This is a genomic window from Chryseobacterium sp. B21-037 (assembly GCF_028570785.1).
Classification (GTDB): Bacteria; Bacteroidota; Bacteroidia; order Flavobacteriales; family Weeksellaceae; genus Chryseobacterium; species Chryseobacterium proteolyticum.
The window spans coordinates 1,741,706-1,756,443 of the sequence record NZ_JALGCB010000001.1 but is presented as its reverse complement, the minus strand read 5'-3'; the positions used below and the strand labels follow the sequence as shown (position 1 = coordinate 1,756,443).

Genomic DNA, 14,738 nt, shown 5'->3' with positions numbered 1-14,738 from the left:
GTTGTGATCAATGATAACAGCCAGAACAGACCGTTGTTCAAATGTATAACTTATAACTCACAACTGATAATCACTAGAATTATTTCGAGAACATTTTTGAAACTTTTTCAGCTTTTTTGCTTTCGGAGTAGTCATAAAAACCCTCTCCTGATTTTACTCCCAGTTTTCCTGCCATTACCATATTTACCAATAGAGGATTCGGGGCATATTTTGGATTTTTAAATCCGTCATACATCACATTAAGAATAGCAAGACAAACATCAAGACCAATGAAATCAGCCAGCTGAAGAGGTCCCATTGGATGAGCCATTCCAAGTTTCATTACCGTATCAATTTCTTCAACGCCTGCAACACCGTTATATAATGTTTCAATAGACTCATTGATCATAGGCATTAAAATTCTGTTAGCAACGAAACCAGGGTAATCATTTACTTCCACAGGCACTTTTCCTAAAGTTTTACTCATATCATAGATGATATCAAAAGTCTCTTTGGAAGTAGAGTATCCTTTAATGATTTCAACCAGTTTCATAATTGGAACAGGATTCATAAAGTGCATACCGATCACCTTATCAGCTCTCTTAGTTGCAGCGGCTATCTTTGTAATGGAGATAGAAGAAGTGTTAGTCGCAAGAATACAGTTTTCCGGAGCAAATTCATCCATCTGTCCGAAGATTTTCAGTTTCAGATCCTGATTTTCAGTAGCTGCTTCTACGATTAAATCAGCGTTTCCCACAGCTTCTTTCAACTCTGTAAAAGTGGTTATATTTCCTAAAGTTTCTGCTTTTTGCTCCTCTGTAAGGTTGCCCTTTGCAATTATTCTGTCGAGGTTGGTGGTAATGGTTTTTACTCCTCTGTCTAAAGCATCCTGAGAAACATCTACAAGATTTACTTTAAATCCGCTTTGCGCAAAAGTATGTGCAATACCATTTCCCATGGTTCCAGCTCCGATAACTACAACGTTTTTGATCATTTTTCCTTTAATTAAATTATTTTTTATAGATAGTTAAATTTCTTGAATTGGCTAAATCTGCTTTTGTGACGATTTGAGTTTCATCAAAGTTCACATTTCCGCTGTTGCTTTTTCTTACTGCATTTTGAGAAGATATAGCAGCCTTAAGTCCGGATATGAACTTCTTTTTTTTAGTTTTTGCTAAGGAATCGATCCCGATATAAAGATTAAATTCCCCCTCTCTGCCCAGTCCGCTTTGTTTGTAAATTTCAAAAGGTTTTGTCTTATTCTTTTTTTGAAACTTTGATATGTAATTAATCACAGGATCTTCGGAAGGTGTTCCGCAACAAATGCTTGCGTAGCCTACCTGTAAATAGTTCTGGCTCTTTTGAGAAAAAAAGAAGCTGAAACAAAAAATGCTGAAAAGTATTGCTATTTTTTTCATTGTAATAAATAAGATTAGGTTTAATCACGCCCTAATTGAGCGCTTTTTATTTCGCTTAAAATTAAGCTTTAATATTTACTTACTAAAATCATCCCAAACTGCTTTTGAAATATCTGAAATGATTTTACAGTTTGCAGCTTCTGTTTCCATAGAGTTGCTTACAAATACAGCTATGGCATAATGTTTTCCATTCGGAAGGGTTACAATTCCCATGTCGTTTTCAGCACCGGTAAGCCCATCTTTATTTTTACCTGAAGATCCTGTTTTATGAGCCACAGGTGTGTTTTTAGGAAGCTGCTCAATCAGTTTGTTTGTTCCTGTTTTGGTGCCTAGCATTACCTTCATCAGATAATCTGTGGATTCTCTGGAAAGTAACTGTCCCTTATAAAACTTTTTCAAAACCTGTACGATGGAGTTTGTTGAACTGTAATTCTGATATTGTGCATTCCAGTCTTTATGCATTTCTTCTTCGTTAAAGCGAATCTGGAAATTTTTTATTCCTTTGGTATCCATAAATTTTTGAACTGTATCCGTTCCGCCAATTAACCTTAAAAGAATATCGCACCCATTATTATCACTCTGCGCAACGGTGAAGTCTATAATTTCACTTAAAGGAAGTTCAATATTACCATTGGGATATTTTTCTCTAAGTGGCGACCATGTATCCTCAAGAAGATCTGATTTTTTAACTAAAATCTTCTGATTTAACAACAATTTTCCTTTATCTACAAAATTGAGAACAGTGGCAGCAATATGAAACTTGAAGACACTTTGCATGGGAAGCTTTTTATCTCCGCTTTTGCTGTAAAGTGATTGATTTTCCATTTCCAGTACAGAAACTCCTACAGTAGCTTTTTTGTCATTGATGATAGAATTTATTTTTTGTTCCAGGGCTGTATGCTGGGCAAAAGTAAATGTAGAAATCAAGAGAAATAGAAATCCTGCTTTTTTCATAATGGTCAATTTATATCGCCGTAAATTTAAAAAATAAATCTCTTTACATGTATAACCATAGCTTAATTTATTAGGATATACTCACGTCTTGACAATAGAAATGAATAATCCGGAAAAGGTACTCTTCCGGATTAAATAATATCGATTAATTGCTAATCTTTTATAAGGCGCAATACATTAAAAGTATGTCCACTTGGTGCCATTGAACACAGCAACCTGATTAGTTGCCGTATCATAGACCATAAGTCCAGTTGGCGGAGAAGAGAATCTTTCCGACGGCTGGCTTATCGATGGCAATACAAGGGCTTTATCTCCCTGTTTTGCTTCTAGAATAAGTATTCCATCTGCATCAGAAGTATCTGACCCGATAATCATCTTTTTACCATTAGCATCCGAACCCGAAGGCGCACCTCCCGTAGTACCTCCTGCAGCAGGTGGATTCCAGGCCGGAGTGGTACCTCCATAATATCTGAAGCTTCCTGTAGTGGTATCCCAAACCATAGTACCCTCACTTGCATTCATTGTGGTGGCATTTTCTACTTTAGGTAGGACGATTCCCCTGTTAGAGGAATTACCGAATTCTAATATGGTATTATTATTTGTGATGCTTTTCTTACCGATTGCAACCTGGGCATTAATGCCTGAGCTTATTAGCAATACTGAGATTAAGAATGTATTTTTCATCTTGTATGTTTTTTTAATTACAGAAAATAGAAGTGGAAGTAGAGGTTCCTAAAGTTCTCCATTCTGTTCCGTTATATACTTTAAATTCTTTTTTCGTGGTATCATATACGATCATACCCTTAAGTCTGTTTCCTGCGGGGATGTTATTAGCATCCGAAACTCTTGTAATTACCATTCCTTTAGATTTGGCATTAAGTTCCAGCCAAGTGTCAGAAGCAGATGGTAATAACCCCGGAATTGATGATATACCTACCTGACCTCCTTTTACAGTACTTCCTGTTATATTAAGATTAGCTTTTGCAAGGGTAAAATATGAATTACTGTTGTCTGCAAAATTGGGGATAACATCAATGGTATTATTTGTTCTTACAACTTTCTGATAAATAGAGTTGGTAAATGACGGATCCTGAGAAATAAGCATATAATAGTTTTCTCCTGATGCAAGTGCAGGAATGTTGGTTGCATCGAAACGGAGATTGGTACATCCTACTTTATTCGTATCGGTTGCTTTCCATTGAACAGCAAGCGAATTGTTGAACTGTGTACCGTCAGCCGCAGTAATGGTTTTACCGGTAAAAGTCTGTGCTCCATTATTAGATGCAAAAATAAGGTATTGACCATCAGTCAGCTGATTAGCATGGGTATCATTTTGATTGATGAAATTATTATCTGTAGATGCAGTAATAATGTTGGTAGCTTGTCCGCCATCATTGTTGATGGATTTTGAGATCCGTTGGTCTAATCCACCACGTAAATCTTTTGCTACCCCAAAAATGTCATATTGGTATATTCCGTCAGCAGTGAAAATCGGATTTCCGGTACTGTTGCGATAGTTGGTATCCGTGGTAAGATCCACCAATGTTGTTCCGTATTTTATGGCAAGATAACTTTCTACCTGGCGGCGCTCTGTTTCGGTTAAAGCAAATCCGAACGCAAGATGTTCTGCAATCTGTGCAGTAATCCCTACCTCGTTACCTGGCATACTCGACTGGTTATTGGCGCCATATACAAACCCTCCTTGTCCTATGTATACAGTCTGCCCTGTAAGATTGGTTCCAATACCACTACCGTTTAATCTATGTTGTACGGTACTATTGGTCGCACTAAGACTCACATTGGAAATATTGGAAAGCGTTGTGCTCAAAGCCGGATTAAGTACTGTGTTGGTCGCATTATTACTGGTTGGGGTATTTCCTCTCGATAGATAATTAGCCTGTGTAAGAGTATTCCAATCATAGATTGCAGCCCCGGCCGCTGAGTTTTTTAAGTCAAAATTAACTCCAAAAAAAACGGTTATTGGCAGTCCATATATTATCTTTTATTACGTAAAACATTTCTAATTCGGAATTAGAACCTTCAAAAGGTGCTACGCCTTCATTTCCTATCGCCTGATTGGTATTGGTAAAATCAATATAGGGGTTAAAGTTAAAAGTAGCAGCAGTAGCAGCATCATTTACCTGAACATAATTGGGTTTTGTAGTTACATCCGCAACTTGTGAGGTTTTAATCCCGAACATCTGGTCCACCCATTGGTTTACTGTTCCGGAGGCAGCAGTTACATCTTTATCTGCTCTGTTCCAGAAATTCCCCAATACTCCTCCGGGACCTATCGGAGTTCCTGCAATGGTAAAGTAAAAAGTGCCATTGGAAGTAAATCCGTTGAAAGCTTTAGAAGCTACTCTATAGGGTTCGCTCACATACTCCTCTCCGTCCACAGTATGGGTATTGGTTCCGATAGGTATAAAGTGAGTGTTACTTGAAAAATCACTCGTTGTACTCATGATCAGGTACAGTGGTTTTTCACTCAATGTAAAACTGTTGATCAAACCTCTAAGAACATTGAAATATACATCATCATTTCCATTTATATTGTAATTGCTGGTTTGGGCTTTCCACACTTTGGAAAACCGATGCGTAACCGATGGGAATCCTGAGTTGGTATAAGGGGTAAATCCAACTGTACCATTGGTTCCCCAGGTGAGAAATTCCCTATCGTTATCAAATGAGTTAGCCGCAGCATGTGTTGCATTGTCTTGGGAAGCAGAATTACCTAAACTGATCAGTATTTCGTTGGTACTGTTGATGCTTTTAGATTGAACTTGTTTCAGGGCACTTGCATCATCACGACCAATTCCTGCAATATTGTTAGAATAACCGGAATTGGATGCCGCATCCCATATGGTCGTACCTTGCGAATTCACATAGCTGTATGGTGTGGTCTGATCCATGGAAGTAGCATATTTAATAGCAAGATAAGACCGTACTCTTTGAAGTTCAGCATCAGTCAGTACCCGTTCGTATGCAATTACCTCAGACATATTCCCATCCGTAACTTCAGGTTGTGAACCTAATATGGAACCGTTAGCTGTTAATGCATATCCTGCCGCAAAAGTCCCTGGTGCAGAAGTAACAAAAGAATTGAGTCCATGTTTCATTCCACCGGCAACTCCGATTTCCCAGGAAACATCTGATAAATAAGTTTTTCCGATATCCAGTTTCTGATTAGGACTGTTAGGTGGATTGTACGGATAAAGCTGCATGGCTTTATTTCCGTTAAAACTTGCTGTCAATACAGGAGAATTGGCTTGCATAAGGCCTGCTCCGGTTCCTGTATTCCCGAATCCCAGGTAGTCCCGGTAAGTAGTGTCGGAGTTTCTATTGACAATAATAAAAATATTACCATTGAGCCTGTTGGCGGTAAATGGCTTACCCGATGGTACTACCATAAATCGTGCATCTGCACCTGTCGTTCCAAAGCTGACAACCGGATTAAAATTATACCTGGCATTGGCAGGTTGCAAAAAAGGTTGTCGTGAAGCGTTGGTTTGCGTGTAATTGTTACCGGTAGGGGACTGGTCAGTCCATTGGGAAGAAGTAAACCCGTTATCTGCCTTAAGCCAGATTCTCAAATCTCCTGATACTCCTCCTGGTGCCTGCGCATGAGCACCAAAAGATCCTATCAGTATTCCGATTAAAGAATACCGAAAATTTTTTTTTTTCATCATTTATTAATTTACAATTATAACGCATATCTAAAATGATGCCAACGACTGATACACTGTATTTTACGTGAAAATAAGTGTTGTGTTTTGAGAGCTTAAGTCTGTTTTTTTATGTATATTTTTTACGTAATCTACAATTCAATTAAAAAATTAATAAATAAAGCTGAAATAAATTATTTAAGGAATAAAATTTAAAAAAAATGTTAATTCTATTTTTTTTATTTTAAATCACGCTATTATGAATAAATTTATTTAGGCTGTTTTGAAATACTTCTATTTTATTGTGGTTATTTTACTTCAAAATAATTAACATCAACGCCGTCATTTTCAAAAATGATTCTGATCTTGTTTTCCCCTTTTTTAAGATTAACGTTCTTCACAGAACTAGTTTTCCATTGATTTTTTCCTCCTGTTGATGCCAGTGAAACAACTGCAAGCTGTTTTCCTGCGGCGTCTTCAATTCTCAATTTCGAATCATTACCAGCGGCATATCTTATACCGAAGGTATATGCTTTGTCTGCTTTACTATTAATTGTGTATTGCAACCATTCTCCTTTTTCGGTTTTTCCTACATAATACGCATTAGTTACTTTGTCATTACACAAATAAATATCCACTCCGTCATTTCTCATCTGGTGACCTGCATTCCATTCAGATCTTTTGGCAGGATCACTAACCCACAGATTGATGAAGTCTTTATCCAGATATGCTGAACCCATTCTGCCCAAATCATAGTCGGTAGCAAAGATTCTTCCCGGTGCCTGATGATTTTTAAATGGTTTTGTAGAGTCATCGGTTACCTGTCTGAACATAGCATCGATAACGTCTCTTTTTATTTCAACATTACTGAATTTATAATTATCTGCAATTTTCATTAAAGCTTTTGTTGCAAATTCTTTTGAAGGTTTTTCACCTCCGTTTTTCCAATAGTCTAACAGTTTCTGATACTCGGGTGTAATTTTTACATTGGCAATTCCTGCCGTATTATCGATCTTTTTCATTGGCCAGAAAGCATAGCCAATATTGTGTTTATTCATCAGCTGGATCAGTTCCGTAAACCATACATTAGAGTTTTCCCCTGTTTCTCCCAACCATATCGGAATATTATGCTTTTCTCTTAAATCCAGAATTCCTTTTATGGTCGCGTCATCATTGTTGTTCCAATATTTATGGAAGCTGAAGACCAGATTATTATCCCAAAGAGGAGTCAGGCCGTTATAGTTGTTTCCCCATCCGTTTCCTTCCAGAATAATGATGTGTTTTTTGTCCACCTCACGGATGGCTTCTGTAATTTCTTTCTGGAATTTCCATAATGGGGCATTTGACATTTCATCTGTTCCGTTAGGATTTTTTCCTGTGAAATTGATGTTAGGCTCATTGATGAGGTCATAACCACCTATCCATGGTTCATCTTTATAACGTTCTGCCAGCTTTTTCCAGAATGCAATGGTTTTTTTCTGATTTTCTTCATTTTCCCAAAGTGACGGTTTAGATTTATCGTTGTCTGATATGTTTACATCATTTCCCTGGCCTCCAGGAAGAGCATGAAGGTCAAGAATCAGATACATTTTGTTATCAGCGCACCATTTCAGAAGATCATCCGTCATTTTAAAGCCTTCTTCAAGCCATGTATTCTGTCCTTTTACGGGCTCTTGTTCAATTGGCAATGTGTACAGGTTATAATGCATCGGAAGCCTTATAGAATTAAAGCCTGCTTTTGCAAGCAGATCAATATCCTGTTTGGTTATTCCGTTTTTCCAGTATGCTTTATAAAATTCTTTCATCCCATCTTCACCGATCAATTCAGAAATCTTTTGCTTGATTTTATACTGGGGACCTGCAAAATCTGCTGTTTTGAGCATGTATCCTTCCTGCAGCATCCATCCTCCCAAGCCTAGGCCTTTTAGCTGGATATTCTCACCTTTGTCATTAACTATTTTTTGACCGTTTGTTTTCAATAATTGTGATGTCCCAAATTGAGACAATAAAAGTGCGGATATTAGGATGGTTCGTTTCATAGTTGGATTTTATAAGATTATGGGATTGATTTTAGAATTATAAGTTTACTAATCACAAATATATTTAAAAATTATTGAATTAAAATTAAAAATCCTCTTTAAATATATAAACAATTTAAAGAGGAAGTATGATTGTATTTTTACCACAGCCATTTAAACTGAAAGGCTTTCTGGGATTTAACCTTATTAAACAGGTTTTAAAATAATATCAGTGATTAAATGTGAAAGTCCAAAGTGAAAAGAGTAGTTATTTGCTTGTGATTAATTTCATAATTTCCAATGCTACTTTTAGCGCTTCAGTTCCGTCTTCCAGTGATACTTCTACATTTTTATCTTCAGTAATGGAATCGGCAAATGAGTTGAGCTCATCTAATATGGCATTGTTGGGCTGGATGTTAGGATACTCGAATAAAATCTGATTCTTTTCTCCTTCGGCATTTTCGATGATCATGTCGAATGGAGTAGGTGTTTCCGGAGGATCTTTCATACGGATTACTTCTGCTTTTTTCTCAAGGAAGTCAACAGAAATGTAGGCATCTTTTTGAAAGAAGCGACTTTTTCTCATGGCTTTCATAGAGATTCTTGAAGTGGTAAGGTTGGCAACACATCCGTTTTCAAATTCTATTCTGGCATTCGCAATATCTGGAGTTTTACTTACGACACATACACCGCTTGCATGGATGCTTTTTACCTTAGATTTAACTATACTCAATAAAATGTCCAGATCGTGGATCATCAGGTCCAGGACCACAGAAACATCGGTTCCTCTTGGATTGAATTCAGCCAATCTGTGGATTTCAATGAACATGGGATTTTTAATATAATCCTTAGTTGCCATAAAGGCAGGATTGTACCTTTCCACGTGTCCTACCTGTGCTTTTATTCCATTTTCACGGCACTTATAAAGGATTTCTTCAGCTTGTTCAAGCGTTTGTGTTACCGGTTTTTCAATGAAGAAATGCAATTTTTTTTCAATGGCCTTTAATGCATAATCATAATGATAAACCGTAGGCGTTACAATATCCAGCATATCAATCTGATTCAACAGATCATCAAAATTTTCAAAATAGGTATAGCCAAACTCGGCTTCCAATTTTTTTCCGTTTTCTACATCTTTATCATGAAAACCTACAAAATCATACTTATCTGATTGATTGAGAAGCTTTAAGTGTATTTTTCCCAAATGTCCGGCACCTACCAAACCTGCTTTCAACATAGCTTTTTTAATTTGTGTAAAGATATAAATTAGGTATGATATTTCAGATATAAAGACTTTTGACTTTAATCATCAAAAATTAAGGTAGCTTCCTGAAATCTGAAATCTAATTCTTACTTTTGTGTGAAACTAGCACCAGCAACCTAATAACTACTATCTAAATGACGCAAGACTCGTTTGTACATAAAGGAAAAAGAAAGATTTTAGTTGAATATCTTCAACAGAGAATTGGGATTACGGATCAAAATGTACTTTCGGCAATGAATGAAGTTCCGAGACATCTTTTTATTGAAAGTATTTTTGAAGACTTCGCTTACGAAGACCGTGCTTTTCCCATTCTGGCCCATCAAACCATTTCGCATCCTTCAACGGTTGCAGAGCAATCAGAGCTTTTACAGGTAATCCCGGGAGAGAAAGTTCTGGAAATTGGAACAGGATGTGGGTATCAGACTGCTGTGTTATTGGCAATGAAAGCCCTGGTGTATACTGTAGAAAGACAAAAAGACCTGTTCGATTTTTCTAAGAAAAAATTAAGGGAGCTTAATCTTTTTCCAAAATTTCAGAGTTTTGGTGACGGTTTTGCAGGATTGCCAACTTTCGCTCCATTTGACAAGATCATCGTTACATGTGGAGCTTCAGTGCTGCCCGTGGAATTACTAAAACAATTGAAAGTAGGAGGGAAAATGGTGATTCCACTTGGACCGACAGATGAGCAGGTACTGTACAGGTTTACAAAAGTTTCGCCTACGGAAATTGAGAAAGAGGAATTCGGAGCCTATAAATTTGTACCTATGCTCAATAATACCAATTCTTAGTTAATGATAAATCCTGACATATCAGATTATAATAACGCACAGTCCCCATCAGATCAGGAGATCTGCACAATGCTTTCACTTGTTATTGATCAGGAGCTGGAACATGCTGAAAATAAGATATGGCACAGGCATCCTGTGTGGTTTCTGGAAGGGAATCCGATTGTAGGTTACAGTAAGCTTAAAGATTCTGTACGGCTGATGTTCTGGAGCGGGCAATCATTTGATGAAGACGATTTAAAGACCGAAGGTTCATTCAAGGCAGCAGAAAAAAGATATACGTCTCGTGAACAAATCAATACAGCTGATCTGAAAAGATGGCTTATGAAATCTCAGCAAATTCAGTGGGACTATAAAAATATTGTTAAAAGGAAAGGGGAATTGATAAGATTAAAATAAATTCGTGATATGATTCAAAATTTCTATAATCGTTTCTAGGCTTTTCGTGACGGAGGATTGAAAGAAAAATGACAAATCGGCACTGATTTTTGGAACAGAAATTGAAGCTTTTCTATGACGAAATCACTTAAATCTTATGATTATGGACACAAACAGATTTAAATCGTCACACGACTTTAGTAATATTCAGAAAAACATTTACAATAATCCGGGATATAATGTAGAAAGTCATTCTCAAAAAGCAAAGGATTATTTCAATGAAATGAAGAGCCGAAATCAGGAAGCAACAAAACAGGGTTTTATAAGTCAAGCACAGAAATCGGCGAAAGAGGTCCGCGATGAAATTCAGAAAATGGCTTCCGGGGTCGGCGATAAAAATAGAAGAGAATCAGAAGAGAAGAAGTAATTTTTATATTAAAGTTAAAGCCTCACTTAGACAATGGGTGGGGTTTTTTATTGGAAAAAAAGTTAAGATAATGAAAGTATTCATCAATAAAAGAATTCCTGAAGCAGGAATAAAAATGCTGAAAGAGGCTGGAATGGATGTTATTATCCCTGAAAATGATCAACTTTCACATGAAGAGTGGATAAACTATTGCAAGGATACCGATACCATTCTCAATGTAGGAACCCATTCATTTGACAAGGATTTTTTTAACGAATGCCCTAATGTGCAAGCAATTGCTTTATATTCTGTTGGTTTCGATCATGTGGATATTCAGGAAGCGACCCGTAGAAATATACCGGTTGGAAATACACCGGACGTCCTAAGTAAAGCTACCTCTGATGTTGCGTTTTTGTTAATGCAATCGGTGGCAAGAAGAGCAAGTTATAATTATGGGAAGGTAAAGGAGGGGAATTGGGGAGATTTTGATCCCCTTCATGCATTAGGACAAGAGCTATACGGCAAAACCCTGGGGATTTTCGGTTTGGGAAGGATTGGTTTTGAAATGGCAAAGAAATCCCTGAAAGCTTTTGATATGAATATCATTTATCACAACAGGCACCATAACGAAGTAGCTGAAAGGGAGTTGAACGCACAATATGTTTCTTTTGATGAATTGATCAGGCAGTCTGATGTTCTGAGTATTCATGCCAGTTTTATTCCTGAACATAAAGAACTTTTTAACCGATCGGTCTTTGAGAATATGAAACCCGATGCTATCTTTATCAATACGGCAAGAGGAGGTTTTCATCATCAGGGTGATCTCTATGAAGCTTTGGTTTCAAGGGAAATCTGGGGAGCGGGACTGGATGTTACTAATCCTGAACCTATTGTAAAAGACGATCCGATCCTCGAATTTTCCAGTGTATGTGTATTGCCACATATAGGATCCGCAACAGTTGAAGCAAGGAACGGAATGGCAAAATCAGCAGCGGAAAATATTATTGCTTTTTCAAAAGGAGAAAAAATGCCATATTGTGCTAATCCTGATGTTTATTCTGAGCAATAAACAGAACTTGGAATTATTTTTGTTCTCTATCATTAACACTAAATACAAATACTATGATACCAGAAGATAACATCAACGAACAAAATAGAAAATTGAAAGAGATGGATTACAATCCTAATGAAGATTTCTTCAATAAGGAAAAGCATGTTCCTTTAGATGGGGACGGAAATCCTATTCTCGATGAAAATGAAGACAGTTATGATATGGAAATGGATCTGGACGTTCCGGGATCTGAAGAAGATGACGATATGGAAGAGATTGGATCCGAAGATGAAGAAAATAATTATTGGAGTACCAGTGATAACGATGATGATCATGAAGAGGAAAATGATGATGTCCTTACATAATAAGATAAAGATTTGCATTCATATATTTAAGATGGTAAAATACACCTTACTCAACCGGGTAAGGTTTTTTTATTGCCTTTAGATTGGTTGTTATACTTCAAAACGCTGATACATAATAAAACAGGTTAATGGCTTTATTTTTTTTGGGTTGATCTTAAAATTGATATACATTCTGGTAATAGCTTTCGGAGAAAGGGAATTTTTTATGTTTTCATTGCATTATGTTTTCTATTTTGAATATCTTTAAAACTTTGAATTTTAAACGAAGAATTTACTCATTGCTATGACATTCCAGGAACTTATACAACAAGGTATACCTAGCGTATTGCCACCATTCAAACCATACGAAACCAATATAAATCACGCTCCCAAACGTAAAGAAATTTTGGGTGAAGAGGAGAAAAAGTTAGCATTAAAGAATGCTTTACGTTATTTTGAGCCTAAATTCCATGCAGAATTATTACCTGAATTCAGAGAAGAGCTTGAGCAGTATGGCAGAATTTATATGTATCGATTCCGTCCGGATTATGAAATGAAAGCAAGATCTATCACTGAATATCCGGGGAAATCGGAACAGGCAAAATCTATTATGCTAATGATTCAGAATAATCTGGATTATGCGGTAGCACAACATCCCCATGAGCTGATAACGTATGGTGGAAACGGAGCTGTTTTTCAAAACTGGGCACAGTATCTTTTAACGATGAAGTATTTGTCTGAAATGAATGATGAGCAAACCCTTGTCATGTATTCCGGACATCCGATGGGATTATTTCCTTCGCACAAAGATGCGCCACGGGTTGTGGTAACGAACGGAATGGTTATTCCAAACTATTCTAAGCCCGATGATTGGGAGAAGTTCAATGCGTTAGGGGTTTCCCAATATGGGCAAATGACTGCAGGAAGTTATATGTACATCGGTCCGCAGGGAATTGTTCATGGAACAACAATAACAGTACTGAATGCTTTCAGAAAAATAAATAAAGAAACAAAAGGTGGCTTATTTGTAACTTCAGGATTGGGGGGAATGAGCGGAGCACAACCAAAAGCTGGAAATATTGCAGGATGTATTACCGTGTGTGCTGAAGTAAATCCTAAAATTACAAAGATTCGTCATGAACAGAAATGGGTGAACGAAATCCATGAAAATGTAGATGAGCTGGTAGCAAGAGTGAGAAAAGCTCAGGAAAATAAAGAGACTGTTTCTTTGGCTTATCTAGGAAATGTAGTTGAGGTTTGGGAAAAGTTTGATGAAGAAGGTCTTAAGATTGATATCGGTTCGGATCAGACATCGCTGCATAATCCATGGGCGGGAGGATATTATCCTGTGGGACAAAGTTTTGAAGAATCAAATACGATGATGGCAGAAAATCCTGAATTATTTAAAGAAAAAGTTCAGGAAACTTTAAGGAGACATGCAGCTGCCATTAATAAACATACAGAAAAAGGAACTTACTTCTTTGATTATGGTAACGCCTTTTTATTAGAAGCTTCAAGAGCCGGCGCAGATGTAATGGCCGAGAATCCGACATTAGGAAGGGAATTCAAGTTTCCAAGTTATGTTCAGGATATTATGGGACCAATGTGCTTTGATTACGGTTTTGGGCCATTCCGTTGGGTTTGTACGAGTGGAAAGCCGGAAGATCTTCAAAAAACAGATGATATCGCCTGCAGGATATTGGAAGAAATTCAGCAAAATTCTCCGGAGGAGATCCAACAGCAGATGAAAGATAATATCCAATGGATCAAAGGTGCACAGGAAAACAAATTGGTTGTGGGTTCACAGGCAAGGATACTATATGCCGATGCAGAAGGAAGAATGAAGATTGCTGAAGCATTCAATAAAGCCATAAAAAACGGAGAAATAGGTCCGGTTGTATTAGGAAGAGATCATCATGACGTATCGGGTACAGATTCTCCGTACAGAGAGACTTCCAATATTTATGACGGTTCAAGATTTACAGCGGATATGGCTATCCACAACGTGATTGGTGATAGTTTCCGGGGGGCGACCTGGGTTTCTATTCATAACGGCGGTGGTGTCGGTTGGGGAGAAGTAATCAACGGAGGTTTCGGAATGTTGCTGGATGGGAGTGATGATGCTGACAGAAGGTTAAAGTCTATGCTTTTCTGGGACGTAAATAACGGAATTTCAAGAAGAAGCTGGGCGAGAAATGAAGGGGCTGTTTTTGCTATCAAAAGGGCAATGGAAGTAGAGCCGAATTTAAAAGTTACCCTTCCTAATATAGTCGATGATAATTTATTATAATTTTTGAAAAAATATTCAATAAAAAACTTTGCTTATTGCAAAGTTTTTTTATTTTTATATAAAACCATGATGAAATGAAAATTTCAACTGCTAATATTTGTGATGAGGTTTGGAATGAAATGCAACCCAATCAAAACAGCCTGTTTTAAAGGGTTCACAGTAAAGAGATTTAAGACTTTAGTAATT

Annotated in this window: 14 protein-coding genes; 6 read left to right on the top strand and 8 right to left on the bottom strand. The window is 37.1% G+C overall.

Going from position 1 to position 14,738, the window contains the following annotated elements:
- Positions 1-79: 79 nt before the first annotated feature.
- The 8 genes from MTQ00_RS07770 to MTQ00_RS07735 form a co-directional block, all read right to left on the bottom strand.
- Positions 80-970, bottom strand: a complete 891-nt coding sequence (locus MTQ00_RS07770) for a 3-hydroxyacyl-CoA dehydrogenase family protein (protein ID WP_273651054.1) — start codon at positions 968-970, stop codon at positions 80-82.
- Positions 971-989: 19 nt separating this feature from the next.
- Complete coding sequence (locus MTQ00_RS07765; protein ID WP_273648351.1) at positions 990-1,397, bottom strand: hypothetical protein; 408 nt, start codon at positions 1,395-1,397, stop codon at positions 990-992.
- Positions 1,398-1,472: 75 nt separating this feature from the next.
- The gene (bla-A, locus tag MTQ00_RS07760) at positions 1,473-2,351 is read right to left on the bottom strand and encodes a CGA/CIA family class A beta-lactamase (RefSeq protein WP_273648350.1); all 879 of its coding nucleotides are present in this window, start codon (positions 2,349-2,351) and stop codon (positions 1,473-1,475) included.
- A 177-nt stretch (positions 2,352-2,528) separates the two neighbouring features.
- Positions 2,529-3,035 carry a hypothetical protein gene (locus MTQ00_RS07755; RefSeq protein WP_273648349.1) on the bottom strand — a complete coding sequence of 169 codons (507 nt, stop codon included), beginning with the start codon at positions 3,033-3,035 and terminating at the stop codon, positions 2,529-2,531.
- A 13-nt stretch (positions 3,036-3,048) separates the two neighbouring features.
- Entirely contained in the window at positions 3,049-4,179 is a 1,131-nt protein-coding gene (locus MTQ00_RS07750; protein ID WP_273648348.1) for a hypothetical protein, read from the bottom strand.
- Between the two features lie 130 nt (positions 4,180-4,309).
- Positions 4,310-6,037, bottom strand: coding sequence for a hypothetical protein (locus MTQ00_RS07745; protein ID WP_273648347.1), 1,728 nt, complete (start codon positions 6,035-6,037; stop codon positions 4,310-4,312).
- Positions 6,038-6,324: 287 nt separating this feature from the next.
- The gene (locus tag MTQ00_RS07740) at positions 6,325-8,055 is read right to left on the bottom strand and encodes a cellulase family glycosylhydrolase (protein ID WP_273648346.1); all 1,731 of its coding nucleotides are present in this window, start codon (positions 8,053-8,055) and stop codon (positions 6,325-6,327) included.
- Between the two features lie 247 nt (positions 8,056-8,302).
- The gene (locus tag MTQ00_RS07735) at positions 8,303-9,271 is read right to left on the bottom strand and encodes a Gfo/Idh/MocA family protein (RefSeq protein WP_273648345.1); all 969 of its coding nucleotides are present in this window, start codon (positions 9,269-9,271) and stop codon (positions 8,303-8,305) included.
- A 161-nt stretch (positions 9,272-9,432) separates the two neighbouring features.
- Here MTQ00_RS07735 and MTQ00_RS07730 point away from each other — a divergent pair, with 161 nt between their 5' ends.
- The 6 genes from MTQ00_RS07730 to MTQ00_RS07705 all read left to right on the top strand — a co-directional run bounded on the left by MTQ00_RS07730 (position 9,433) and on the right by MTQ00_RS07705 (position 14,552).
- Positions 9,433-10,086: a protein-L-isoaspartate(D-aspartate) O-methyltransferase gene (locus MTQ00_RS07730; RefSeq protein ID WP_172278908.1), complete on the top strand. Its 654-nt coding sequence runs from the start codon at positions 9,433-9,435 to the stop codon at positions 10,084-10,086.
- 3 nt (positions 10,087-10,089) lie between these two features.
- On the top strand, positions 10,090-10,482 hold the full coding sequence (locus MTQ00_RS07725; protein ID WP_273648344.1) for a DUF1801 domain-containing protein: 393 nt from the start codon (positions 10,090-10,092) through the stop codon (positions 10,480-10,482).
- 142 nt (positions 10,483-10,624) lie between these two features.
- Entirely contained in the window at positions 10,625-10,888 is a 264-nt protein-coding gene (locus tag MTQ00_RS07720; protein WP_172278906.1) for a prevent-host-death protein, read from the top strand.
- A gap of 70 nt (positions 10,889-10,958) precedes the next feature.
- Entirely contained in the window at positions 10,959-11,936 is a 978-nt protein-coding gene (locus MTQ00_RS07715; protein ID WP_273648343.1) for a 2-hydroxyacid dehydrogenase, read from the top strand.
- 53 nt (positions 11,937-11,989) lie between these two features.
- A complete protein-coding gene (locus MTQ00_RS07710) occupies positions 11,990-12,283 on the top strand; it encodes a hypothetical protein (RefSeq protein WP_273648342.1) in 294 nt (97 codons plus the stop codon).
- Between the two features lie 283 nt (positions 12,284-12,566).
- The gene (locus MTQ00_RS07705; RefSeq protein WP_273648341.1) at positions 12,567-14,552 is read left to right on the top strand and encodes a urocanate hydratase; all 1,986 of its coding nucleotides are present in this window, start codon (positions 12,567-12,569) and stop codon (positions 14,550-14,552) included.
- Positions 14,553-14,738: the final 186 nt, after the last annotated feature.

Bases quoted from the DNA above. Each gene is read 5' to 3' on its own strand.
- MTQ00_RS07765 (WP_273648351.1), bottom strand. From the start codon at position 1,397: ATGAAAAAAATAGCAATACTTTTCAGCATTTTTTGTTTCAGCTTCTTT.
- bla-A (WP_273648350.1), bottom strand. From the start codon at position 2,351: ATGAAAAAAGCAGGATTTCTATTTCTCTTGATTTCTACATTTACTTTT.
- MTQ00_RS07755 (WP_273648349.1), bottom strand. From the start codon at position 3,035: ATGAAAAATACATTCTTAATCTCAGTATTGCTAATAAGCTCAGGCATT.
- MTQ00_RS07745 (WP_273648347.1), bottom strand. From the start codon at position 6,037: ATGAAAAAAAAAAATTTTCGGTATTCTTTAATCGGAATACTGATAGGA.
- MTQ00_RS07740 (WP_273648346.1), bottom strand. From the start codon at position 8,055: ATGAAACGAACCATCCTAATATCCGCACTTTTATTGTCTCAATTTGGG.
- MTQ00_RS07735 (WP_273648345.1), bottom strand. From the start codon at position 9,271: ATGTTGAAAGCAGGTTTGGTAGGTGCCGGACATTTGGGAAAAATACAC.
- MTQ00_RS07730 (WP_172278908.1), top strand. From the start codon at position 9,433: ATGACGCAAGACTCGTTTGTACATAAAGGAAAAAGAAAGATTTTAGTT.
- MTQ00_RS07725 (WP_273648344.1), top strand. From the start codon at position 10,090: ATGATAAATCCTGACATATCAGATTATAATAACGCACAGTCCCCATCA.
- MTQ00_RS07720 (WP_172278906.1), top strand. From the start codon at position 10,625: ATGGACACAAACAGATTTAAATCGTCACACGACTTTAGTAATATTCAG.
- MTQ00_RS07715 (WP_273648343.1), top strand. From the start codon at position 10,959: ATGAAAGTATTCATCAATAAAAGAATTCCTGAAGCAGGAATAAAAATG.
- MTQ00_RS07710 (WP_273648342.1), top strand. From the start codon at position 11,990: ATGATACCAGAAGATAACATCAACGAACAAAATAGAAAATTGAAAGAG.
- MTQ00_RS07705 (WP_273648341.1), top strand. From the start codon at position 12,567: ATGACATTCCAGGAACTTATACAACAAGGTATACCTAGCGTATTGCCA.